The 22,138-nt window shown below is 68.1% G+C and carries 25 protein-coding genes and 7 pseudogenes; 18 read left to right on the top strand and 14 right to left on the bottom strand.

Features of this window, described 5'->3' with window-relative positions:
- Positions 1–85: 85 nt before the first annotated feature.
- From ACGFNK_RS41315 to ACGFNK_RS41305, 3 genes and pseudogenes are all read left to right on the top strand, one after another.
- Positions 86–367 (top strand): annotated as a pseudogene (locus ACGFNK_RS41315) (hypothetical protein); the annotation flags it as partial.
- Positions 368–458: 91 nt separating this feature from the next.
- Positions 459–842, top strand: coding sequence for a hypothetical protein (locus ACGFNK_RS41310; RefSeq protein ID WP_393425153.1), 384 nt, complete (start codon positions 459–461; stop codon positions 840–842).
- A pseudogene (locus ACGFNK_RS41305) lies at positions 811–1,196 on the top strand (ATP-binding protein); the annotation flags it as partial. The gene ACGFNK_RS41310 and the pseudogene ACGFNK_RS41305, both read left to right, overlap by 32 nt.
- Positions 1,197–1,433: 237 nt before the next feature.
- Here ACGFNK_RS41305 and ACGFNK_RS41300 read toward each other — a convergent pair.
- The 3 genes from ACGFNK_RS41300 to ACGFNK_RS41290 all read right to left on the bottom strand — a co-directional run bounded on the left by ACGFNK_RS41300 (position 1,434) and on the right by ACGFNK_RS41290 (position 2,950).
- Positions 1,434–1,844: a DUF6069 family protein gene (locus ACGFNK_RS41300; RefSeq protein ID WP_393425150.1), complete on the bottom strand. Its 411-nt coding sequence runs from the start codon at positions 1,842–1,844 to the stop codon at positions 1,434–1,436.
- On the bottom strand, positions 1,841–2,452 hold the full coding sequence (locus tag ACGFNK_RS41295; RefSeq protein WP_393425147.1) for a TetR/AcrR family transcriptional regulator: 612 nt from the start codon (positions 2,450–2,452) through the stop codon (positions 1,841–1,843). Before ACGFNK_RS41295 ends, ACGFNK_RS41300 begins: the two co-directional genes overlap by 4 nt.
- Before the next feature lie 231 nt (positions 2,453–2,683).
- Positions 2,684–2,950 (bottom strand): hypothetical protein, encoded by a 267-nt coding sequence (locus ACGFNK_RS41290; protein WP_393425144.1) that lies wholly within the window; start codon positions 2,948–2,950, stop codon positions 2,684–2,686.
- 195 nt (positions 2,951–3,145) lie between these two features.
- On the opposite strand from ACGFNK_RS41290, the gene ACGFNK_RS41285 reads away from it, so the two are divergent.
- The 4 genes from ACGFNK_RS41285 (at position 3,146) to ACGFNK_RS41270 (ending at position 4,444) form a co-directional block, all read left to right on the top strand.
- Complete coding sequence (locus tag ACGFNK_RS41285; protein ID WP_250053425.1) at positions 3,146–3,586, top strand: VOC family protein; 441 nt, start codon at positions 3,146–3,148, stop codon at positions 3,584–3,586.
- Positions 3,587–3,603: 17 nt separating this feature from the next.
- Positions 3,604–3,813, top strand: a complete 210-nt coding sequence (locus ACGFNK_RS41280; RefSeq protein ID WP_393425140.1) for a hypothetical protein — start codon at positions 3,604–3,606, stop codon at positions 3,811–3,813.
- Between the two features lie 58 nt (positions 3,814–3,871).
- A complete protein-coding gene (locus tag ACGFNK_RS41275) occupies positions 3,872–4,006 on the top strand; it encodes a hypothetical protein (protein WP_393425137.1) in 135 nt (44 codons plus the stop codon).
- 75 nt (positions 4,007–4,081) lie between these two features.
- Entirely contained in the window at positions 4,082–4,444 is a 363-nt protein-coding gene (locus ACGFNK_RS41270) for a hypothetical protein (RefSeq protein ID WP_393425134.1), read from the top strand.
- Between the two features lie 861 nt (positions 4,445–5,305).
- Here ACGFNK_RS41270 and ACGFNK_RS41265 read toward each other — a convergent pair.
- From ACGFNK_RS41265 to ACGFNK_RS41255, 3 genes and pseudogenes are all read right to left on the bottom strand, one after another.
- A pseudogene (locus ACGFNK_RS41265) lies at positions 5,306–5,623 on the bottom strand (LysR family transcriptional regulator); the annotation flags it as partial.
- A 381-nt stretch (positions 5,624–6,004) separates the two neighbouring features.
- Positions 6,005–6,388: a hypothetical protein gene (locus ACGFNK_RS41260; RefSeq protein WP_393425131.1), complete on the bottom strand. Its 384-nt coding sequence runs from the start codon at positions 6,386–6,388 to the stop codon at positions 6,005–6,007.
- Between the two features lie 328 nt (positions 6,389–6,716).
- Complete coding sequence (locus ACGFNK_RS41255; protein WP_386356142.1) at positions 6,717–7,355, bottom strand: TetR/AcrR family transcriptional regulator; 639 nt, start codon at positions 7,353–7,355, stop codon at positions 6,717–6,719.
- A gap of 195 nt (positions 7,356–7,550) precedes the next feature.
- On the opposite strand from ACGFNK_RS41255, the gene ACGFNK_RS41250 reads away from it, so the two are divergent.
- Positions 7,551–8,297 (top strand): ABC transporter ATP-binding protein, encoded by a 747-nt coding sequence (locus tag ACGFNK_RS41250; protein WP_393425128.1) that lies wholly within the window; start codon positions 7,551–7,553, stop codon positions 8,295–8,297.
- Positions 8,291–10,780 (top strand): ABC transporter permease, encoded by a 2,490-nt coding sequence (locus ACGFNK_RS41245; RefSeq protein ID WP_393425126.1) that lies wholly within the window; start codon positions 8,291–8,293, stop codon positions 10,778–10,780. Before ACGFNK_RS41250 ends, ACGFNK_RS41245 begins: the two co-directional genes overlap by 7 nt.
- A gap of 68 nt (positions 10,781–10,848) precedes the next feature.
- Here ACGFNK_RS41245 and ACGFNK_RS41240 read toward each other — a convergent pair whose 3' ends face one another.
- The 3 genes from ACGFNK_RS41240 to ACGFNK_RS41230 all read right to left on the bottom strand — a co-directional run bounded on the left by ACGFNK_RS41240 (position 10,849) and on the right by ACGFNK_RS41230 (position 12,006).
- Positions 10,849–11,046, bottom strand: coding sequence for a hypothetical protein (locus ACGFNK_RS41240; RefSeq protein WP_393425123.1), 198 nt, complete (start codon positions 11,044–11,046; stop codon positions 10,849–10,851).
- A 328-nt stretch (positions 11,047–11,374) separates the two neighbouring features.
- The gene (locus tag ACGFNK_RS41235; protein ID WP_393425120.1) at positions 11,375–11,590 is read right to left on the bottom strand and encodes a hypothetical protein; all 216 of its coding nucleotides are present in this window, start codon (positions 11,588–11,590) and stop codon (positions 11,375–11,377) included.
- The gene (locus tag ACGFNK_RS41230; protein ID WP_393425117.1) at positions 11,587–12,006 is read right to left on the bottom strand and encodes a hypothetical protein; all 420 of its coding nucleotides are present in this window, start codon (positions 12,004–12,006) and stop codon (positions 11,587–11,589) included. Before ACGFNK_RS41230 ends, ACGFNK_RS41235 begins: the two co-directional genes overlap by 4 nt.
- A gap of 114 nt (positions 12,007–12,120) precedes the next feature.
- Between ACGFNK_RS41230 and ACGFNK_RS41225 the strand changes: the two genes are divergently transcribed.
- On the top strand, positions 12,121–12,279 hold the full coding sequence (locus ACGFNK_RS41225) for a hypothetical protein (protein WP_393425114.1): 159 nt from the start codon (positions 12,121–12,123) through the stop codon (positions 12,277–12,279).
- Positions 12,280–12,480: 201 nt separating this feature from the next.
- Here the strand turns inward: ACGFNK_RS41225 and ACGFNK_RS41220 are convergent, their stop codons facing one another.
- The 3 genes from ACGFNK_RS41220 to ACGFNK_RS41210 all read right to left on the bottom strand — a co-directional run bounded on the left by ACGFNK_RS41220 (position 12,481) and on the right by ACGFNK_RS41210 (position 15,302).
- Positions 12,481–12,747, bottom strand: coding sequence for a hypothetical protein (locus ACGFNK_RS41220; RefSeq protein ID WP_393425111.1), 267 nt, complete (start codon positions 12,745–12,747; stop codon positions 12,481–12,483).
- Between the two features lie 12 nt (positions 12,748–12,759).
- Positions 12,760–13,494, bottom strand: a complete 735-nt coding sequence (locus ACGFNK_RS41215; protein WP_393425108.1) for a hemerythrin domain-containing protein — start codon at positions 13,492–13,494, stop codon at positions 12,760–12,762.
- A gap of 143 nt (positions 13,495–13,637) precedes the next feature.
- A complete protein-coding gene (locus ACGFNK_RS41210; protein ID WP_393425105.1) occupies positions 13,638–15,302 on the bottom strand; it encodes a RecQ family ATP-dependent DNA helicase in 1,665 nt (554 codons plus the stop codon).
- Between the two features lie 135 nt (positions 15,303–15,437).
- On the opposite strand from ACGFNK_RS41210, the gene ACGFNK_RS41205 reads away from it, so the two are divergent.
- Both ACGFNK_RS41205 and ACGFNK_RS41200 read left to right on the top strand, forming a co-directional pair.
- On the top strand, positions 15,438–15,590 hold the full coding sequence (locus tag ACGFNK_RS41205; protein WP_393425102.1) for a hypothetical protein: 153 nt from the start codon (positions 15,438–15,440) through the stop codon (positions 15,588–15,590).
- 362 nt (positions 15,591–15,952) lie between these two features.
- A pseudogene (locus ACGFNK_RS41200) lies at positions 15,953–16,639 on the top strand (prepilin peptidase).
- 1,260 nt (positions 16,640–17,899) lie between these two features.
- On the opposite strand, the gene ACGFNK_RS41195 reads toward ACGFNK_RS41200, so the two are convergent.
- On the bottom strand, positions 17,900–18,358 hold the full coding sequence (locus ACGFNK_RS41195) for a MarR family winged helix-turn-helix transcriptional regulator (protein ID WP_393425099.1): 459 nt from the start codon (positions 18,356–18,358) through the stop codon (positions 17,900–17,902).
- A gap of 63 nt (positions 18,359–18,421) precedes the next feature.
- Between ACGFNK_RS41195 and ACGFNK_RS41190 the strand changes: the two genes are divergently transcribed.
- The 3 genes and pseudogenes from ACGFNK_RS41190 to ACGFNK_RS41180 all read left to right on the top strand — a co-directional run bounded on the left by ACGFNK_RS41190 (position 18,422) and on the right by ACGFNK_RS41180 (position 19,781).
- A complete protein-coding gene (locus ACGFNK_RS41190) occupies positions 18,422–18,790 on the top strand; it encodes a VOC family protein (RefSeq protein WP_168512773.1) in 369 nt (122 codons plus the stop codon).
- A 155-nt stretch (positions 18,791–18,945) separates the two neighbouring features.
- Positions 18,946–19,247, top strand: a pseudogene (locus tag ACGFNK_RS41185) (transposase); the annotation flags it as partial.
- Positions 19,248–19,328: 81 nt separating this feature from the next.
- Positions 19,329–19,781, top strand: a complete 453-nt coding sequence (locus ACGFNK_RS41180; RefSeq protein ID WP_393425096.1) for a hypothetical protein — start codon at positions 19,329–19,331, stop codon at positions 19,779–19,781.
- Positions 19,782–19,785: 4 nt separating this feature from the next.
- On the opposite strand, the pseudogene ACGFNK_RS41175 reads toward ACGFNK_RS41180, so the two are convergent.
- Positions 19,786–20,232 (bottom strand): annotated as a pseudogene (locus ACGFNK_RS41175) (transposase); the annotation flags it as partial.
- Here ACGFNK_RS41175 and ACGFNK_RS41170 point away from each other — a divergent pair.
- From ACGFNK_RS41170 to ACGFNK_RS41160, 3 genes and pseudogenes are all read left to right on the top strand, one after another.
- Positions 20,200–20,334 carry a hypothetical protein gene (locus ACGFNK_RS41170; RefSeq protein ID WP_393425411.1) on the top strand — a complete coding sequence of 45 codons (135 nt, stop codon included), beginning with the start codon at positions 20,200–20,202 and terminating at the stop codon, positions 20,332–20,334. The pseudogene ACGFNK_RS41175 and the gene ACGFNK_RS41170 sit on opposite strands and share 33 nt — an antisense overlap.
- 332 nt (positions 20,335–20,666) lie before the next feature.
- Positions 20,667–20,813: a hypothetical protein gene (locus ACGFNK_RS41165; RefSeq protein WP_393425093.1), complete on the top strand. Its 147-nt coding sequence runs from the start codon at positions 20,667–20,669 to the stop codon at positions 20,811–20,813.
- Between the two features lie 795 nt (positions 20,814–21,608).
- Positions 21,609–22,138 (top strand): annotated as a pseudogene (locus tag ACGFNK_RS41160) (hypothetical protein); the annotation flags it as partial.

Below are 22,138 nucleotides of genomic sequence, written 5' to 3'. Positions count from 1 at the left end.
ACCGCGCGCCCTGCAGGACCGGAACACGCACTGAGCCCGGTCGCTCTCGGCCGGGCGCGGTTCGCGCGGACCCGACGATCACCCGATCCGGGTCTGCGCGACCTCACGCCGAAGTGCGCTGACGTGCCGTCAGGGACGGAGCACAAGCCGGGCAACACGGAGACAACCCGGGCAACAACGTCTCGGTGAGGCTGAGCGACGACGCCGGACTGCGCAGTTCGCCGGTCTGCTGGGCATCCGGATCATCCAGTGCCGCCCGGGCGACCCGGAGGCGAAGGGGCTGGTCGAGCGGGCCAACGGCTGTCTGGAGACCTCGTTTCTGCCTGGCCGGGTGTTCGCCTCGCCGACCGACTTCAACATCCAGCTGGCCGACTGGCTGGCCAAGGCCAACCGACGCATCCACCGCACCCTGCAGGCCCGCCCGCCCGGCCGACCGGATCGACGCCGACACCGCCCGCATGCTGTCCATCCCGCCCGTCGATCCGCCCGGCTGGTGGCGGATCCAGCCTGCGACTTCCGCGCGACCACTACGCCTGGACTCCAACGACTACTCCATCCGCCCCTTGGCCATCGGCCGCCGCATCGAGGTCAAGGCCGACCTGGACCAGGTTCTCGCCTTCTGCGAGGGCATGGAGGACGCCCGGCATGCCCGTTGCTGGGCCCGCCGCCAGGCCCTGACCGACCCGGCCCATGCAGCCGCCGCTGCGGCCGGCCGGGCGGTAGCCCGGACAAGGTTCGTGCCCGCCGACGAACTCGAGGTCGAGCAAGGGCCGTTGGAGACCTACGACCGGATCTTCGGCGTCATCGACGGTGGCCTCAGCAGCGGTGAAGGAGTCGCGTGATGGCCCCGACCAGCAAGACCGGCAAGGCGGCCGGCAGCGGCCGCGACGTCACCTCCGAACTGATCTGTCTGACCAAGGCGTTGAAGGCTCCGGCCCTGCGGGACGCGGCAGGCCGGCTGGCCGAGCGGCCCGCGCAGAGGAGTGGAACCACGAGAGGTATCTGGCCGCCTGCCTGCAACGGGAGGTCGCTGCCCGGGACAGTCACGGCGCCGAGGGCCGGATCCGGGCGGCCCGTTTCCCCTCGCGGAAGTCAATCGAGGACTTCGACTTCGACCACCAGCGGTCGATCAAGCGGAGACTCTCTCTCAGCTGGGAACCCTCGACTTCGTCGCGGGCAAGGCGAACGTCATCTTCCTGGGGCCGCCCGGGACCGGGAAGACCCACCTAGCCACCGGCCTGACCCTCCCGGGGGTGGCCATCGCAGCGATTTGGCACGCGGGTCGTCCGCTCCTGCTGGGCCTCGGCCCGACCCACCAGGTATCGCTCTTCATCTTGGTCGTGGTGGGCACTGTGACGGTCATCCCCGGCCGCGCGACGCTCTGGCAGGCTGCCTCCATCTGGTGCTGGTCGCGGCGTACTTGGTGCTGGCGGTCACCCCCTGGCGGCACCGGCTCCCGCCCCGGGGGATCTGCCGCCCAGCCCCGGGACCAGCACCGCCGCCACTGCCAGATGCATCAGAGCGAGGGAGACCCGGGTACCGCTGTCCATGCCGTCGCCGATGAACGGCAGGAAGGACACGGCCAGGACGGCGCCGGCCACCCCGGTCCAGATGGCGCGGGCGCGCCGCGCCCCGAACCGCTCCAGGGCGGCCAGCAGTCCCCAGCCGCAGAGCGACGCGAGCAGTGCGACGACCGCCACGGGCACGGCGCCGATGTCGAGCGTCTGCTCGCCGTCGGCGATCCGCAGCCGGTGCCCCAGCAGGGGGTCCGCGACCAGCCACACCAGGACGGGGGCCAGGACGGCCAGGGCCGTAACCCCCAGGCGCCTTCTCCGCGCGCTCACTTGGCGCCCCCCGAGAGCGCCCCGTGCAGGAAGACCTCCACCAGCTCCTGCGGGGTCAGGTCGGGCTCGTCCTCCGTACGCGGCTGGGTGAAGAGCAGCCCGAAGAAGAGGGCCGCGATCTGCTCCGGAGGCCGGCGCAGGGCGGCCTTGTCGGGCTCCAGCAGCTCCGCGAGGGCCGCGTGGATACGGGTCGTCGACTCGTCGCGGCCCGCGCCGCGCACCGTGCCGGGGTGCTTGCCGCCGCGATGCCCCAGCGAGCCGACGATCGCGCCCATCCTGGACATGTGCGCCTGCAGCGCCTCGGCCGCCTCCGCGAGTCGGTCGGGCAGCGGCTGGGATACGTCGATCGCGTCGAGCTCGCGGACCGCGTGCTCGGGGGAGAGCGCCTCGGCAATGCAGGCCTGCAGCAGCTCGTCCTTGTCGGCGAAGACCCGGAAGATCGTGCCCTCGCCGATGCCCGCGGCGCGGGCGATCTTCGCGGTCGTCACCGCGGCGCCGTACTCGGCGATCAGCGGGATCGCGGTCTGGATGATCATCGCGCGCCGCTGCTCCGGCGACATGCCGGGGGCGCGGCGGCGGGTGGTCTGGTTCTCCTTAGGTGCTGTCATGACCGCGAGACTACGGAGTGAGGACTCACTCCGTCAATGAGTGAGTCCTCACTCCGCTCACTTTCCCGTACTCGGCTGCTTGTCGTTGGCGGCCCACCAAGATCCACAACTACGGCTGGATTACAGGCGCCTCCCAACTCCTCGTCGACGTCGTTTGGCCAAAGCCTGCCGTGGCGAAGCCCTCTGCCGGATGTGGTCCGGCAGAGGGCTCGTGCTGTCCGAGTTGTGCGCTTACTGCTCCCGCTGCTCCCGCTGCTCTGTGCGGTTCAGGCTGTGGGCGATCTCCTGGAGGATCTCCTGCTCCGGCTTCCCAGTCATGCGGGACATCTGCGCCAGGAGCAGGGCGCACAGGGCTGTCGCGCCGTCTGCGACTTGGTCGAGGCTGCCGTCGGACGCGCGCCGCTGGGCCATGAACTGCGTCATGAGGTCGTTGCCGGAGATGTAGGCGGTCATGGCCTCGACGCCGAGGCGTACGCGGTCGTAATCGTTCGCTGCCATCGCGCCACCGTACGGCAACCGTCCTTCTCCAGACTTCCTGATGTCTCATGAGACATCAGGTGCCGACGCATCGGTCACCCCGCCGCAGATTTTTCGGCGTTCGGCGGTCTGCGGATGTCGAGAACGTGCCACCGGCTCCGTCCCAGGGACATCAGCGGCCACCACCGGCCGCACGAGGAAGAAGGAGAATCCAGTATGGCGATTCAGCGGATGGACAACGTCGGCATCGTCGTCGAGGACATGGATGCCGCCATCGCGTTCTTTGTGGAACTCGGTATGGAGCTGGAGGGCAGGGCGGAGGTCGAGGGCCTCGTCGCCGACCAGTGCACCGGACTCGACGGCGTCCGCTGTGACATCGCGATGGTCCGGACCCCGGATGGTCACAGCCGGCTTGAGCTGGCGAAGTACCGCAGCCCCGCGGTGATCAGCGCCGGGCCGCGCAACCGGCCGCACAACATTCTGGGCACGCACCGCGTCATGTTCGCCGTCGACGACATCGAGGACACCGTTGCCCGCCTGCGCCCGCACGGCGCCGAACTCGTCGGCGAGATCGCCCGGTTCGAGGACAGCTATCTGCTCTGCTACGTCCGCGGCCCGGAGGGCATCATCGTCGGACTGGCCGAGCAACTGCGCTGAGAAGGAGGAACCGAACCATGCAGCCGAACGAGATCATCCAGGTTCTGAACCGCCCGATCAGCGAGGAGTTGCCGGCCCGTGACGTGCCCCGCCTGGCCTACGTCGCCAAGGACGGAGCCTCGCGCAACGTACCGATCGCCTTCACCTGGAACGGGTCGCGCATCGTCATGTGTACGACGAAGAACGCGCCCAAACTCCCGTGGCCACCCTCGCGCGCAGGCTCCTGAAACGACGGCACCAGTGGGTGAGACACATCTGGTGTCTGGAGAACCGACGAAATGCGGCGTGATCGGCAACCTCGCCGCAGCCGACCTCAGCCAGATCACGCGCGCCGTGAAGCGCAAGCTCAAGATGCTGCAGTACCGACCGGAGGTCATCAATGGCTGCCTCGCTGGCACCGGCCTGGTGCTGGAAGCGTGAGCACGCTGGCTGGCCGATCGGCGATGGGTCCTGCACGGTCGGAGTCTAAAGTCGCTGGTCAGATACAGTGACGAGATGAACGAGAGCCTGCCTGCCGACGTAGCGGACGTGCTTGCGGCAGTCCTGAACGGGGACACCCCCGTTCATATCGCGCTCCGAAGGCAGGTTCCGCGCCTCAGCGTGCGAGCGCGCTGCGCATGTGGGTGTGGCACCGCCTACTTCGAGCTCGACACCAGCAAGGTGGACCCTGCACCCACCGGCCCCGGTACGGTAGTGGCGGCCGAAGCGCAGCTCGCCACCGAAGCCGGCGAGTGCCCAGGTGAGGTCCTGGTCTTCACTCAGGGCGGCTACCTGTCGTGGCTGGAAGTCTGTTCATGGAGCGACGACATCGAAGTGACACTGGTCGCCGCGCGTCACTGGCTGCAGCCACGCACTTGATCCCGAACGACCAGCGCCCAGCGGGCTCCGCGACACCGCCGACATCACGAATTCAAGTTCAGTAGCAGCAATGCCGCTCCTAGCGGTCTTGGGTCCGCTGACAGTAATTGTCGCACTCATTGTGCTAGGGATTGCAATCTTTGGAGCTATAGCCGCCGTGCTTACGGAGGCAGGCTGGACCGCCGCCAAACAAGAATTCCAGGAGTCCACGACTCCCGGCTCATGGCATAATCCCATTCATGTTCATGTCCGGAATGGTGAGAATGGACGACACGGGACTCCTGGGTATGCTGCTTCCTAGGACTGACCCGCGGTGAGATTCGGCTATCGCTGAGCGTCCGACCACGCCCGGGAGTGTTGCCAGTTTGCCCCGTCGCGCTGTTTTCGACCATTTGAGCGAGTGGCGCGGGGAAGTGGCCCCCTGCCGATCCCGGAGAGGGTGCCGCGAGGACGAGAGATCGAGTTCAATCGCACAGGCCTCCAGCTCACACTCCAATGGGACGGTCGATGGCAGAAGACTCACGTCTTGGAGTACCGCGACCTGCCAGACGGCAGGTGCGGCATACTCACGATCGTCAACTGGCCAACGTCGGCTATCCGCATGGTGTGGGTCGTCTGGAATCCGAACCGCATGAGCCTGCTGTACGTGGGCTGAGGTGTGCGGGCGACGGCAGAGGCCGATCCGCACGACGGCGACGCTGCCGTAATCGCGACCGGCGAGATGCTGGACTGCTTTGACGGCGACATCACCAACTACTGGCCACCCCGTGGTGTCGAGGTGCGTGTCGGTGGTCGCTGGCATCCGGGCAAGTTGCACAAGCAGTCGGCCGCATTCCACGCGAGCGAATGCAGAACAGCCAGTCAAAGACGGGTTGCTACGCGGACCAGGTCGGCGACCGCGCGGAGTCTGCTCTGCGAGGGCCAAGCGAGCACCGTTGTCACGGGCGGAGCATCCAGGACCGGCACGGCGGCGAGATCCCGGCGCAGGTCGGTGCTGGCGGACTCGGGGATGATCACAGTGGCACGGCCGAGCGCGATCAGCTGGAAGAGCTGTGCCAGGTTCCGTACCTCTGCCCCTGGTCCCTCCGGGTAGTTGCCATCAGGACCGGGTCAGCGCGCCATCGGGAGTGCCGACAATGCGGTGACCTCGGCCACCCGGATCTGTGAGCGGCTGGCAAGCACCAGCCGGCTGAGTGATCCAAAGGCTCAATTCGACCTCGAAAAGCACCGAGGGCGCACCCCTGCGGTGTCATCGCCCGCGTCGTGCAGCGCATCCTCGCGATCTTCTGCCACATGTCCTCCGCCTGCGTGCGGCCGGCCTTCTTGGCCGTCCGCCCGATGTGAAGGCCTCCTTGGTCTATGGCCCGAGCCAACTGCTCGCGCGCCTGGTCCGAGAGGACACGCACAGTGTCTGGAGGCATCGGCCTCGGAAGTGGTGAGCTGGCCCGCGGAAGGCGCCGCCTCCACTACTAGCTCGGGGGATGCCGGGCGTTCACCGCCGCGCATCGCTTCAGCCATCTGGTGCTCCGTGATCGAAACGGGTGGAGGGGACACCACCTCTCAGTCGACCCGGGACCGCCTCATCACCACGTCCGGCGAAGTGCTTTTGGCGTGCCTTCGACGCTCTGTGGACCCGTTCGGGATGATGTCTTCGACGACTCGGCCCAGCGTCTCGCGGATGGAGTTCCCGACCACGCCGCCCGGGTGCTCGTGCAGCTGCTCGGCGGCGCCCTGCAGGGCGGGCAGTTCGACGGATCCTGCCACTCTGCGCGACGAGACTTCCAGGAGCGCAGCGGCTGGTACCGCGGGCCCGTACTGATCGACGCGCTTCTCGACGACGGCGACCTGGACACCGCTTGGCAGTAGGCGGACGGCCGCGCCGACGACCAGCAGTGGCAGCAGCTCGCCGACCTCTCGCGCGAGACGCGCCCGACCGACCGGCACGGGCTGTGAACCTGAACCCTGCCGTGAACCGGTGGAGGCGCGGGCGGGTGAGCGACACCTCTCCAGAGGGGGCGGCCGGGGCAGTCCTTGTGAGTCCGGTTGTGAGCCCGGTTCCGAGCCGGGGCGATCGTCGCCCCCTGCGCACCTCCCGGCCGGGTGTCTCCCGCGCCTTTCACCTCACTGCAAGGATCAACGTGCCTGCACAGCGCCCCGTCCTCGCTGCGCGGTTCCGAAGGAGAACGTAGGGAAGCCGGTGCTGGAACCTTGAAGGTGCGCAGGTCCGAAGAGTTCCAGACCCAGGTCGTAGAAGGTGTCCTGCGGGTCCGGATCAAATGCCTCGTTCGATCGAGTCCATGAGCCGCTGTCCCGCTTCGTGGGCTTGTACAGGAAGCAGGCCGCGCAGGGGACCGTCGATGAGAAGTACGGCCATGCCGTGCACGGCGGACCAGACGAAGTATTCGGCGCCGGGGCGGCGGTCGGGGGGCAGGGCTCCGGTCTCGACGAGGTCATCCAGGGCCGCGTCCAGAAGCTGGAAGGCGGTCGAGCCTCCGGGGCCGTGGGCGGATTCGTTCTCGGTGTTGGCCATGTCGGTGGTGGAGAACGCGGCGCGGAACAGCCCCTGTTCGGCCTGGGCGAAGCGCAGGTAGCCGGTGGCGAGGGCGCGGATGCGGGCGCGGGCGGACTCGACCGGGTCGTCGGCCGGCGGCAGGGCCGCCAGCTCTGTCTCCATGGCTGCGGCCAGTTGGCCCAGCGCGGCCTGGCGGATGGCGCGCAGAAGGGCGTTACGGTCAGCGAAGTGGCGGTACGCGGCGTTGGGGACCACGCCTACCCGCCGGGTGGCCTCGCGCAGGACCACCGCGTCCGGTCCGCCGTCGCGGACCAGCTCGAGTCCGGCCTGAATCAGTGCGTTCCGCAGATCGCCGTGCCGGTAGGTGTCGCGCTTCCTTGCGCCGGCATTGGCAGTCATCGGCCCTCCTTTTGTGGACGGCGTCCACATAGCTGTGTAACCTGCGAAGCGTCCGCCCTCACATTGTGGTGCCATTGCGGCGCGGCAATGTGGACATCGTACACAATGTGCGTTGAGCAGCCTGGATCGTCCCTCCCGCAGCACTGTGCGGACCCGGCACTGATCCCGCCATCACACTTCAATGACGAGGAAGCCATGGACGATGCAGTACGGCTGGAGTCGCTGGCCAAGACCTACGGATCGGGCGACAGTGCGGTGACCGCGCTGCGCGATATCCAGGTCTCCCTTCCGAAGGGGAGCTTCACCGCCGTCATGGGGCCGTCCGGCTCGGGCAAGTCGACACTGCTGCAGTGTGCCGCCGCCCTGGACCGGCCCTCCTCGGGCCGGGTACTCATCGACGGGACCGATATCGCGGGGCTGAGCGAGACCCAACTCACCGAATTTCGCCGGGAGTCGACCGGCTTCGTCTTCCAGGCGTTCAACCTGCTGCCCTCGCTGACCGCCGAGCAGAATGTGGCGCTGCCGGTGCGGCTGGCCGGGCGCAAGCCCGATCGGCGGACGGTGCAGCAGGCACTCGCCCAGGTGGGGCTGGAGAAGAAGGCGGGGAGCCGTCCCAGTCAGCTCTCCGGCGGCCAGCAGCAGCGCGTCGCCATCGCCCGCGCACTGGTGACCCGCCCGGCCGTGCTCTTCGCCGACGAACCCACCGGTGCGCTCGACCTCACCACAGGACGCGAACTGCTGGAAGTACTGCGGAAACTGGTCGACAGCCCGGCGGACGACGGACTGACCACGGTGGTGATGGTCACGCACGATCCGCACGTGGCCTCGTTTGCGGACCGGGTGCTGTTCCTCGCCGACGGCAGCCTGGTCGGCGAACTGGTCTCACCCACCTCCGAAGCGGTCGCCGCGCGGATGACCGAGCTGGCGGTGCCGACGTGCTAGCAGTGGCTTTCCAGACCCTGCGGGGTCGCTGGGTGTCGTTCCTCGGCACCGTTGTGGCATTGGTACTCGGTGTCGCCCAGGTCGCGGCCATGGGCCTACTGCTGATGACGACGCTCGATCTGCCGGACCGGCCCGTGGAACGGTTCGCCAACGCCCCGGCCGTGGTGATGCCCTCCGACCCGACGTGGGATCCCGCCCACCACGACCTCGGCATCCGCTCGTTGCCGCAGGCCAAGGGCGTATCGCAGGAGCTGTTGCGGAAGGTCTCCGCCGCCGGCGGCACCGTGGCGGACCGGGCCTTCTACGCCCAACTCGAAGGCGGCCCCAAAGACCAGGTCGGGCATCCCTGGCCGGTGGCACGGTTCGGCAGGTACACGTTGCAGGACGGCCGCGCGCCCGCCTCCGACATGGAGATCGTCGTCGCCTCGGGCCAGGCGCGGACCGGCGACAAGGTGACCGTGCTGACCGCCGCGGGCGTCGGATCGTACACGGTGAGCGGCACCGTCTGTCCGGTCGACTGGGAGGACGCGGTCTTCTTCACCGACGCCGAAGCGGCCCGCCTCGCCCCACGGATCGACGCTCTGGTGGCACTCGGTGCGATCGGCAAGGTGCGCGAGGCAGTCGGCAAGGAAGCCGACGTGCTCACCGGGCAGGACCGTCACCAGGCCGATGCCAGCGAGGACCGTGACCGCGAGGCGCTGGACAACACCGTCACCCTGGTGCCGGTGATGGCCAGTGTGGCGGGCACCACAGCGGTGTTCGTGGTGGCCTCCACCTTCGCCTTCGCAGTGATTCAGCGACGCCGCGAGGTCGCCCTGATCCGCACCGTGGGTGCCACCCCCCGTCAGGTGCGCCGGATGATACGGAACGAGGCGCTACTGGTCAGCGGCTTCGCGTCGGTGGTGGGCACGGTACTCGGCCTGTTCGGCGCGCAGTTGCTCGCCGATATGCTCATCGGGATGGGTGTCTCTCCACCCTGGTTCCGTATCGAACCCTCGCTGCACTGGACAGTACTGGCGCCACTCGCCGCCGCGTTCCTGGTCGGCGTCCTGGTGGCGCTCTGCGGTGTGACCGTCGCCGCACGGCGGGCCGGCAACATCCGTCCTGTCGAGGCGTTGCGCGAGGCGGCGGTCGACGACTCCGGGATGACCCCGGGGCGACTGCTGCTCGGTGCCATTGGGCTGGTCTGCGGAGCCGGGCTGGCTGCCTGGATCGCGCTCGGCGGCCCGGCCATGGTCCTGTCGCCCAGTGCCTACGCTATCTCGCTGCTGGTACCGGTACTGGCCGCCGCCGTGCTCGCACCGCTCGCCGTCGGACCGTTCACCCGGCTGCTGATGTGGCCGCTGTGCCGCTTCTCGGGACCCATCGCGATGCTCGTACGGGAGAGCGTGCTGACCTCACGGCGGCGCACCGCTGCTACAGCCGCGCCCATCCTGCTCACCGTCGGCCTGACATTTTCCCTGCTGGCCGCCACCGACGCGCTCGGCGCGGCACGCGAAAACGGGCTGCAGAACCAGGTGAAGTCGGAGTATGCGCTCGCCCCCGACCGCACGCCGGGCATCAGCCCGCAAGTCATCGAGAAGGTCTCCCGTATCGACGGCGTGCAGGTCGCGGCCCCCATCCTCACCACCGTCTACACCCACGACGAAGGCCGGCTGGAGGTCAACGACGGGCTCGTCGTGGACAGTGCCGCGCTGAAGCGGATGATGGATCTGAAGGTGGTCGACGGCTCGTTGGACGCCCTGGACGACAACAGCACGGTCGTGGCCGATCTGTGGGGCATGGACGTCGGCTCGACGCTCAAGGTCCTGATGGCCGACGGCGAAGAGGCCAACCTGCGCATCGCGGCCACCTACCATGCGCTGCGCGGTGAGGACGTCGCCTATCTGCCCCAGCGGTTCGCCAAGACCGCCGTCTACGCCCGCGACGGACTCGCGCGGCGCGCCTACATCTCACTGGAGTCCGGCACCGACCGCGCCGCCGCGACCACGGCAATCCGCAAGGCGGTCGCCGGAAACGGAGCCCGCTTCGTCACCAGGGACCAGCTGGTCGCCTCGGACAGCGCGTACGCACGCCACCTGACCGAGGTGCGGCAGCGCTCCACCACCGTGATCGTCGTGATGTTCTGCTTCATCGCGATCCTCAACACCCTGCTCATGGCGAACGCGGACCGGCGACGCGATCTGGCAGCGCTCCGGATGGCCGGAGCCACCCCGAAACAGGTCATGCGGTTCTTCATTGCTGAATCGCTCCTGGTGGCCGCCATCGGGGTGGGCCTGGCACTGATCGCGACCGCGCTCAACCTCATAGGTCTGTGGGGGGCATTGCACCAGCTGTTCGGCACGGCACCCATCACGGTGCCATACGCAGTGATCACCGGCATCGCCGTCATGTCCACGCTGCTCGCCGTGGCCGGAACCGTGCTGCCCGTCAGCGCGGCCCTGCGCGCCGGGACGGTGCAGCTCGTCGGCACCCGCGAATAGCCGCACAGATGGCCGCAAAAATATCCGGGAGACAGTTCTCAGACGAAGCGTCCGCGTCTCCGTCTGACTCAGGGCGTTCGAGGGCGTGTCTCGTACATGCGGACCGCGACGATCGGGCCGGAGGCGGTGGCGATGCCGTTGGCGTCGGCGAGATCCCGGCGAGGAGGGCGCTGGAGGCGAAGCCGCCGTCGCGGCCACAGGCGGTAGACGCCGACGGCGCGGGCGCACCAGGCGGGGTGGGCGACGTCGCCGATGACGGCGAGCACGGTCGGGTAGACGAGTGCGGTGCCGATGCCGATGCCGAGCAGGATCTAGGCGACGGCCCAGGCGGGGAACGTGGTCGCGGCGGCGAGGAGCGCGATGGCGGCGGCCTGGAGCAGCATGCCCGCGGTGGTGGACGCCGTCGCCTTTGAGGCGGCAGTCGCGCAGAAGGTGATCCGTGGGTGCCGGCTGTTACGGGTTGAAGTGAGACGGTCGGCCGCCTTCGTCTCCGTGGATGCTCATGCCATGCGCAGTAGAAAGTGGCCTGTGGCGCAGCCCACGGCAAGCATGCCGTGGGCTGCGACAAGCGCCAATACGTCGTCTGTTGCTTCGTCATCGCCGGTTCCTCTGTACGTCCTTGTACGCACGCCACAATTCCTCGGCCTTCTCGCACCGGGTCCCACCGTGGTCGCAGTCGTCGCATCCGACGGAGTGGTCGAAGTAGGCGCGGTACGCCTTCTGTGATCGCATGTACGCGCGGTTGACGGCGTGCTGGATGCGCCCGAAGGTGCTGCCGGAGTCCTGCGGCACCCCTTCGCCGCCGCTCACTCCGGCCCCTCCTCGGCGGTCCGGAAGGACCCGAGCACGACGAGCTGTGCCACGGCCTCCGGCGAACACAGCTCGGCGGCTGACGGCATCGGCACCGACCAGTACGAGGCCCACGCCTGAAGGGACAGCTCCACAGCGTCCAGCCGCGGCACCCCTAGATACGTGTCTCGTCCGAGGCACTCCGCGGCTGCATGGCGCCACCTCGTGGCCGTGCTCGCAAGTACGAGCGCGTAGTGCGGCGCCCTCGCGGATCGCAGATCACCGGGCCGCCGCGGAGGGCGGCGGCGAGGAACGCGTCTACCGGCACGGTCCTGGCTGCCGGCAACGGCGTGCACCAGACGCTCGGGGATCCGGACGGCGGAGAAGAGGGTGCCCATCGGCAGCAGCGCCAGCCCGCCCACTGAAGACCATTCCACGCCTACGGCTGCACCCTGCCGGACGGCAACCGATGGTGGAACGGGCTGCGCACCCCCGTACCGATCATCGCGACGGTCGAGGACGGGGCGCGCACGTTCGCGCTGTCTGAGCCGATGGTCGTCGACAAGGTCCGCGGTACCGGGGCCGCGCGGCAGATACACGACGAGCTGCTGCGCGGCCGGCCCGAGCAGCGGGTCAGGCTCCTCGTCGAGCGGGACCACCCGAAGGTGCGCGGCCTGTACGAGGCATGGGGCTACGAGTGGTTCGGCTAGGTGCAGCCGTTCGCGGACGCGCCGCTGTACGACGCGATGGTGGTGAGCCTGCACGGCTGAGAACGCAGAAACTGGCACCCCGAGGGGCCGGCTCTCAGGCGCACGGCGACAGCCCGGTGCACGGGCCCGACCAGGACAGGCAGCAACCCACATCGGCCGGGGCGCCTGCTGGGCGATCACCGAAGCCGGGTGGTGCCTTCCCTATGTCGATGTCGTGGACTCGTCGCCCTCTCCGGTGTCCGTTTCGGCGCGCTTGTCGGCGCCCGTCTCCAGGTAGCCGGAGTCGTCGCCCGCGACCCGGCCCACGAAGACGTCGTTGGGCGTCGTCCCCGTCGTGCTGTGCGGGTCCGCCGCCTCGGTGTCCGGCTTACCGCCCGTGTCCTCCGACCGACCCGAGCGGACCTCTGCGGAGGGCTCGGTCGTGCGACCCCCCAGGAGGTGTGCGTGGACCCATGACCATACGGACATGCTGCCTCCCGATCAGGAGATGTGTGCCGACGTCGACGGCCTGCCCGCGGTGCCCTCGGCACTCGGCGCCGCACCCGGTTGGTTCCACGTCGTTTGCGGCGCATCGCGACGGCCGCGACCAGCACCAGGACCCCGGCGTGACCGGTGAGGACTTTCTTGGCTGCAGCCATGGACGTGCTCAGTCCGAAGGCGTCGCGCATCCGGTCGTAGAGACCGAGCGGCACACCCAGGACCGCGTTGCCGGGCGGGCGCCGCGGGATGACGGGGTGGCGCGCTCCGTCGCACCGTGTCCCATGCCGTGTCGAGTCGGCGCAGCTGCGCGGCGGGCAGGGATTCCTGCAGCCGGGGAGGGACGAGGTCCTCCTCGTCGCGGATGTCCTGCCTTATCAGTGCGAAGACCCGCTGTACTTTCTCCCCACGCTTCGGCGAAGCCGGACTCAGGCGTTCGATGTCGGCGGCAAGATCGTTGATCTGCTGGTGTTCCTCCTCGACCCGCAAGGTCAACTCGTGCCCGTCCTCGACCGAGCGCCGGACGGCCGGCCACAGCACGGTCTCCTCGGCGAAGGCATGGCTGAAGACCAGCTGGACGGTCTCCTGCAGGACCCGTTCGCGGTCCTCGCCGTCCGCCAGGGTCTGGCAGTCGTCCATCAACCTGTCCATCTCGGCATGATCACGGCGTTGCCGGGCCAGCACGCTGCTCGGGCCGCCCAGTTGCTCAACCGTCTGCTCTTTGATCGTCTCGGGCATGGAGCTCTCCTCTGCGCAGACCGGCCGCAGCGTCCGTCCGCCCCAGCGGCTGCCGGCAGTGTTCGGTGCGCGGGTACCCCGACGCGGCGGGGCACACCGCCTGTGATGTTTGCACCTGCTGCTCGGCCCGGTCGCCGGGCGCATCAGGCGCCGGTCAGCAAGTCGCCCTCCTGTACGGCTGTCAGGGACAGCGTCTTGTAGCCGACCTGCTCGAACAGCACGACGAGGCGGTCCTCCTCCGTGCGCATCACCGTGCCCGCACCCCACTCCGCGTGGCGCACCCGGTCGTCCGGCTCATAGAGCCCGCCGTGCCCGGGCGGGGGAGCGGCGTCCCGGTGCCCGGCCCCAGTGGCGGGGTGCTCGTCCTCGCGGTCGCACACGTCGCACCGCCCGCATGGTGCGTCTAGCTGCTCGCCGAAGTAACCCAGAAGGTACTGGCGGCGGCAGGTCGGCGTCTCCGCGTAGCCGCGCATCATCTCGATGCGCGAGCGGTCGACGCGGCGCCGCCGCTCGAACACCCGTGCCGCCTCTTCGGCGGCCTCGTCCGCCGTGCGGCTGGGCAGAGCCCGGACCGCGCGGCGCCTGCCCTCGACGGTCACCGCTCCGGCCTCTTCCAGCAGGTTCAGCAGATCGCTGGTCTTCCGGCGCGACAGGCCGCACAGCTGCGCGGTGCGGCTACGGCTCTGCGGGGCGTCCTGGCCGAGCAGCGTGGTCGTGATCCGGCGCAGTGCTTCGGCGTCCAGGGCCCGGGCCGTGAGGAACTTCTGCAGTCCCAGGTCCTCGGGGCGGTAGAACAGCACCGCGCGGGCCGGCTCCCCGTCCCGGCCGGCGCGCCCGATCTCCTGGTAGTAGGAGTCCAGCGACTCCGGGACGGACGCGTGGGCGACGAACCGCACGTCCGACTTGTCGATGCCCATCCCGAACGCGGAGGTGGCCACCACCACGGCGAGAGCGCCAGCCATGAAGCCGTCGTGGATACGGCGGCGGTCGGCTGCCTTCATGCCCGCGTGGTACGCCTCGGCGTCCACGCCGTCCTGCCGAAGTCGCCCCGCGTACGTCTCGGCGTCCTTGCGGGTGGCGGTGTAGAGGATGCCCGGGGCGCACGCTCGGGCCGTCCAGCGTGTGACGGCCTCGCGTTTGGCGGGGTCGTCGGTGAAGGTGCGCACCGCCAGATGGATGGTGGGCCGGTCGGTCCCGGTCGTCACGACGTGGGCCTCGCGCATGTGCAGGTGCTCGACGATGTCCGCCCTGACCGGGGCCGCGGCCGTCGCCGTCAGAGCGAGTACCGGCGGGCGGCCCAGCCGTTCGGCGGCCTCGCCCAGGTTCAGGTAGTCGGGGCGGAAGTCGTGTCCCCAGGCGGAGACGCAGTGGGCCTCGTCGACGACGAACAGTGAGGGGCCCAGTTCCCGTAGCTGTTCCACGACACTGTCTTTGGTCAGCTGCTCGGGGGACAGGAACAGGTATTCGGCATCACCGTCCCGGATCGCCCGCCAGCCCCTGTCGGTGGCCGACTGCGGCTGTGCGGAGTTCACAGCCACGGCGTCCGGTGCCGCACTCTCCCGCAGGCCGGCGACCTGGTCGCGCTGCAGGGCGATCAGCGGCGACACCACGACGGCGGGGCCACCGAGCATGACGGTCGGCACCTGATAGATCGCCGACTTGCCGGAACCGGTGGGCATGACGACCAGCACGTCGCGGCCGTCGAGCAGTGCCTCCATCGCCTCCGTCTGCTCGGCGGCCAGGTCGCTCCACCGGAACCGTTCCCGGGCGACGCGGCGCAGCTCGGCGATCCGGTCGTGCACACCCATCGCGACGCCCCTTCACGGCCCGGCACTCCTGGGACCTGGCACGGGTACCCCCCTGGCCGGCCGCGATGCGGTAAGGCGCGCGGCAGCCGTGCGAGGTCGAGATCCCGGCTGCTCGCCTTCCATACCACCTGCGCCGTGCGGCCCCGCGCGGTCGCGGCTGCCCGTCACCAACGGCCAGATCCTGCGCTACAGCCGGAGGAAGCCCTCGCGCTCGTCATGCGCGCCAAGCGCAAGAGCGCCCGCGTCCAGCAGGTCGCCGCGCAGCTGCACGCCTGGTCCACCGGCTGAGGCCCCGGCCGGAGCCGGGTCTACTCGCCCCCGTCGTCGGGCACCTCGAGCGTGATGGTCTGCTCGTTCTCAGCCTTCTTCACAGCACTCAGCCGCTCGATCTTGTACTTCTGCTCCCAGTTGCCGGGCAGGCCGTCCCTGATGCCGTCGAAGCGGTGGGGTACTGCGTGCTGGAGGTCGTGAGCCCCTGATCGGTAAGGCGGTCCAGCAGCCCGATCGCCTCAACACAGGTCGTTCCGGGCCTCAACAGCACGCACGTGCTCCTCACGGTACGGACTGTCCGCAACACCGGACGGTTGCTTAAGCTCCGTCCGGTGGAGACGTTCTGGATCACCGCAGCGGCGGTCCTGTGGGGCGGCAGCATGGGCCTGCTCATACCCCGCGCCGCGTACCGACTCTCCGTGCTGCCTGGGGAACCGTGGCGAACGGCCTGCCCTGCCGGACACCCCTTCGCCGGTGCCGGGAACGGATGGCTGGGGCGGGCCCGCTGCGCCGACGGCGACTCGTACGGCCCGGGCACGCCCGTCCTCGCCGCTGTCTCAACCGTGGCCTGCGCCGTTCTGGCGGCCGCCATCGGCGCTCGCCCCGAGTTGGTGGTTTGGCTGCTACTTGTCCCGGTCGGGGTGCTGCTCGCCGTCGTCGACGTCCCAGTGCACCGGCTGCCCGACGTCGTCACCCTGCCGTTCGCGGTGATCACGCTCGTCCTACTGGGCGCGGCCACGCTGCTGCCCGGTGCCGAGGGGCGCTGGACGACCGCACTGTTGGGCTCCCTTGCCCTTGGGGCCAGCTACTAGGTGCTGTTCCTGCTCGCCCCCAGGAGCTTCGGATTCGGCGATGTGAAACTCGCCCTCGCCCTGGGCGCTGTCCTGGGCTGGTACGGCTGGGCCATCGTCCTGATCGGGACCTTCGTGGGGTACTTGCTCGGCGCGCTGTACGGCCTCGCTCTCCTCGCGGGCCGGGCTGGCCCGCCCAGCCGGATCCTGTTCGGACCGTTCCTGCTCGCTGGGGCGTTCGCCGACGTGCTCTTCGTACATATTGCGCAGCCCTGAGCAACTCGCCGCGTACTACAAGGAACTTGAACTCCTTAAGAGGGGCGAGCGCCTTCGGTTTTCTCTGCCTCGACAAAGCCCCCCAAGGAGACGGCCTGCTCGCCACCCGCCTCGGAAACGAAAAGGCCCGCCGGCTCCGTCGACGGACCCTCACGAAAGATCGAGGCTAAGAGCTGTTCTGTAATCCCCGGCGGGCGCACGACGACAGCAACGGCACTTCGCCGCGTTGTCGGATCGCCCGGATACGCCCAGTGGGGGACGCCCCTCCGCATTGCGATGCACCGCATCTGACGCCGCGCGCTGATCCACGGGGGATTACGGGACAGCCCTCAGGAAGGAACTGAGCGGTAATCACATACGAGATCCGAACCGTTCCAACACAGTTCCACCCCGATGACGGTGCCGGAGAACGTCGCGTTCCCGCACCCGCCGGCTGATCCATTTCCGTCGCCGATTGTGCGCGGAGATCCGGTCCTGAAATAGAACGTCGCGGAGACCCCGACCCCGTCCGCCTCCATGTCGCAAACCTCAACCCAGTGGCGGTCCGCCCCGACGCCCGCGTAGTTGCTGAACACGGACATCCTCCAGTAACTCGCCGCTTGGGCCGGGAGGGCAGAAGCGAGAAGGAACAGGCTGGCACCCGCGAGCACAGCAGCTAGCTTGGCAAGTGCCGATCGACCGATCTTCATATACCCCCAGTCTGAGATGCAGTGGCGAGCCCGGTCACTGGTTCCCCTGTCGGCCCGCGGTCAGTGCGGTCCCGGTGAGAGAGGCTGTCACCATGACAGGAGGGGATATTGCCAGACTCTCGGAATGAGCCCTCAGCCTGCGGTACCTCGTCAGACCAGGCAACCTATAAGTTTTCAGGTTTCTCTCCGTCAGCCTTAGCTTGTCCTACCTTCCAAGCGTGGGTCTGAGACGGTCGTTCGTAAGATCGTCGGGCCCAGGGGTTCTGGGTATGGCTGTGAGCTTGTCGCCGTTGGATGGCTCAAAGCACTTGGCCGCCCGGTGCCCCGCGACGACTCGACCGCTAATTGGGATACGCGGACTCGATCGCTGCGTAGGACAACGTCAGCGAGGTCGTCTGCGGGGTCGATGTGTGACGACGAGTTGGCGGAGGTGACCCGTGCCTCAGATCTGGGCGGCTCATCGCAGTAGAGGGTGTAGTCGGGGTCTGTCGGTTTTCGAGGTCGCCGACACGGATTTCAGGCTCGGCTGCACTCCTGTCCGAGCGCGACGAGACGTGCGCCGCGGAACGAGCTATGAACCCTCGTTGTTACCGCGCAGGGAATGGATCATGCTCTGCAGGATCCGGAACGCGTCTGACTGCTCGGTCTCGGTCAGGCCGGCCAGCATTCTGGCCTCGACGGACCGGACGGCCGCGCTCGCCTTCTCGAGGCTTCGTCGGCCGCGAGGCGTGAGCCGCGTGGGAAGCACCTTCCCGACGGGTGCCTCCGCAGGCCTGGTCACGTAGCCGTCTCGTTCCAGGGCCTGGAGTAGCACGTTCATCGTCTGCCGCGTCACGAACGCGCCCCGCGCGAGCTCGGAGTTCGACAAGCCCGGTCGTTGCGCCAGCAGCTCGAGGCAGGAGTAGTGCGTCACGCTCATCCCGAGCGGCCGCAGCACTTCCTCCATGGCCGCGCGGAGGGCGCTCGACGCTTCTTTGAGCAGGTAGCCCAGTGACGTCTCCAGGTCGACGCCGACACCTTCTTGCCTCATGTCAGCATTCTGACATAGGTTGCTGCATGTCAGAAAGCTGACACGCAAAGAAGGAGCGTCATCATGCCCGCCACCGGCCCCGACTTCATCTCGCTCCAAGTACGCGACCTCGACGCTTCGCAGGCGTTCTACGAGCAGTACCTGGGCCTCGTCCGCTCGCCGGCCGGACCTCCGCACGCCGTCGTCTTCGAGACGAAGCCGATCGCGTTCGCACTCCGCGACGTCATTCCCGGCACCGATCTCGCATCCGTCGCTCAGCCCGGCATCGGTGCCGCGATCTGGCTCCACGCCACCGACGTCCAGGCCATCCACGACGCGCTCGTCGCCGACGGTCACACCATCGTCTCCGCACCGATCGACGGTCCCTTCGGTCGGACCTTCACCTTCGCCGACCCCGACGGCTACCAGGTCACGCTCCACGACCGCGCTTGATCGACATACGCCACCAGGCGATCATCAGCGGTTGCGCCCTAGGCTCGCGCGTGCCGCTACCTTCTGCCTGCTGACCTGACGACGTTCTGCCGGCTGGATGACCTCGGCTTGGAAGTGGTCGGCCAACAGTTGCATCCCGACCACGCTGTGTTGCTCAGGTCTCAGGCGTGGATGGGCATGCGTGGCGCCACACCCGCCGTATCTCACCCCGGTCCGCGATGGCACCGGACCGTCGAGACTGCTGGACATGGTCGAAGGCCGATCCAAGCAGGTGTTCAAGACCTGGCTCGAGGCCCAGACACCAGCGTTCCGCGACGGGATCGAGATCGTCACCATGGACGGCTTCACCGGCTTCAAGACCGCCGCAGCTGAAGAAGTCCCCGACGCGGTCGCGGTGATGGACCCGTTTCATGTTGTCGCCCTGGCCGGCGATGCGCTGGACCGATGCCGCCAACGCGACTGAGTCAAGCCGACGGTGCGCCGCCCATCAGTGAGGAAGGCGCACCATCTCCTTGACTGGGCATGCCAGACTGCGGCCGTGGAGGAGATCTACCGACTGTGGTTGGCAGCCGTGCCGAGCGCCATACCCGAGGACGAGGCTCGGATCCATTGGAACTGTAAGGACGATCCGACGCCGACTCTGGACGAGGGCTTGCGTTGCGCCTCCTACCTGTACGTCGGTTCGTGGGGTGACGATCACGAGCCGGAGAACCTGCACGCGGGTCAAGGGCACTGCCCGGCCAACCGGCTGTTCAGCTGGCTGTTCTACATCGGAACGATTGATCGCTATCAGGTGCCGTTGCTCAACGAAGAGCTGATGGCCCGACTGGTCGAGCTCTACCGTCCCCGTCGCGGTGACCTTCCGGCCGACGCGATCGAGCTTCCACGGTTGGAGAGCTTTCTACGCCAGCACTTGGGGCTGTACCTCCTCCCTCAGGAACCGGGAGACATACGGGCAGATGCTGCGCTGAGGTCGGCGCAGTCTTCATGACCAGTCAAGCTGCTGTGGCAGTGCGCGTCCTTGCCGATGGGCTCGTGGTGAAGGGGCGGTTGTCGCGCAACAGAGCCCAGAGGACGTCGACGCGGCGGCGGGCGAGGGCGATGACGGCGGGGATGTGTTTGTGGCCCTGGGCTCGTTTCTTGAGGTACTAGGTGCGGTTGGGGCCGTCGCGGATAATGCTGGTCTGCGCGGAGAGGTAGAACACTCTGCGCAGGCGGCGGCTGTAGCGCTGGGGCCGGTGGAGGTTGCCGGTGCGGCGTCCGGAGTCTTTGGCGACGGGAACGAGACCGGCGGCGGAGGCGAGGTGGCCAGCGTCCGGGGAGGCGGCCAGGTCGCCTGCCGAGACAAAGAATTCGGCGCCCAGGATGGGGCCGATGCCGGGCATCGACTCGATGATGGCGGCCTGCGGATGGGTGCGGAAGGCGTCGCTGATCTGCCGCTCATCGCCCACCTGCGCGTGGGGTCCCGCGACCTCGTCGGCTGGACCGTCTTCTTCGTCACCACCGTGGCCGCCCTGGCCGTGAACCTGGGCTACCACAACTGACCCGAAATCGAGTAGAAGGGCCGGGTCGCCCGGCACTCCTCGCACACCACCGGACATGCGGGCCCGCATCCGGCGGTTCACCGAGCTGATCTCACCCGTTGCCAGGTCGGCTTGAGAATGCGCAGGTCCAGATGCCCCTATGTTGCGTCAAGCGGCAGAAGACGAGGCAGCGAGGCATGGCGACGGCTGGAACTGCAGTAAGCCGCTAGAGGAACTCGAAAGCCTCACCGCACCGGGGATGAAACGGATGGATCAACCGCACACATCCATCGTCAACGCGGGGAACGAGCGCATTCGCGGTGAATGTCAACGCCCTCGCCGAGAATTTGTGAATGCTGGTCAAGACCGAGTACATCGACGGCTTCTACAACAGCCGGTGCATCCAGAAGCGGCTCGGCTTCCTCAGCCCTGTCGAGTTCGAGGAGAAGTACTACGCCGACCAGGCAGCGGCCGAACGAGCGAACCTGAAACCCCGTTAAACCGCCCTGACCGGCTGATCAGCACCCCCCGCATACCGGGGGAACCTCAACTCCTCCAACGGGGACGCCACGGACCAAGTGCGCGACGATCACCCGATCGGCGCAATTCATGTCAGTCGCCGCCCGGCGTCATGCGGATGAAAGCCGATGATTACTCATCCGTAAGGGTGTCACCTGTTTGATGGTATTCCTGCTGATGCACTATCAGACTGCCCCCATCTGGTGAAGAGAGAATGTGATTCTAATAGCACCTCGTAGGGAATGTGGCTGATACGATCATCCTGCCGCGATGCTCTGAGACAGGTAAAGCGTCGTTCCGTGCTGAATTCGAGGCGAGGTTCTGGCTGGTCAAGCAGCCATTGCTGGAGAAAATCCCGAACCGTATCTACCGCTGCACGTCCTGCCGGTACCGGCACTTCACCGGACCCATCACTGGACCAGTCAGAAGATCAAGCGGAGGGCGGGCTATGGGAGAAGGGAAGCCATTTCGAGACAGAGCCGTAAGAGAAGGGGAAAGAGCTGACGAGGAACCTGCAGCCGGCGCGGGCATGTGATGCACGACCCGAGGCCCAACTCCTGCGGCAGGCGCTTCCACTCGATCCCTGGCGCGCAACACGTACAGATTCCGCACAGCACCTGCCGGTCCGGCAGCGATCAGCCGTTGTCAGTGCACCGGCCGACGGGCTGTGGCCCGGTCCGGTCCTGGACCAGTTCCTTCGACTCCGGGCGGCTTTTACCCCATCTACGAGCAGGAAGACTACGAGATTGCGACAGAAACTGAGCAGGGGATTGGTCGTGGCCGTCGCCGCGACGGGCATCATGCCCCTGTATGGCATTCCGGCGTTGGCGGACCCGCTCGCCGAGGTTCCCGTGAACACCAGTCGTGCGAGCACGCAGGGATCGCACGGTGCTCCCCACGGCTCCGCCTCCGGCGATGACCGCGAGCTCGGCGACGACGAGAGCGGCTACGGCGGTGACTCGGACACGCCGGGTGGTTACGGCGATACGCCGTCGACGCAGCCTTCCACCGCGCCGCCGGTGACGAAGCCGTCGTTGCCCGCCACTGACGAAGGTGGCTATGGCGGCGAGGACGTCGAAAGCGGCTACGGCGACGACGGCGGCGATTCGGACACGCCGGGTGGTTACGGCGATACGCCGTCGACGCAGCCTTCCACCGCACCGCCGGTGACGAAGCCGTCGTCGCCGGCCACTGACGAGGGTGGCTATGGCGACGAAGGTGGCTATGGCGGCGAGGACGTCGAAAGCGGCTACGGCGACGACGGCGGCGATTCGGACACGCCGGGTGGTTACGGCGATACGCCGTC

This window comes from Streptomyces sp. NPDC048825, assembly GCF_043198355.1.
Classification (GTDB): Bacteria; Actinomycetota; Actinomycetes; order Streptomycetales; family Streptomycetaceae; genus Streptomyces; species Streptomyces xiangluensis.
The sequence above is the reverse complement of the archived record's forward strand: the minus strand, read 5'-3'. Positions and strand labels throughout refer to the sequence as shown.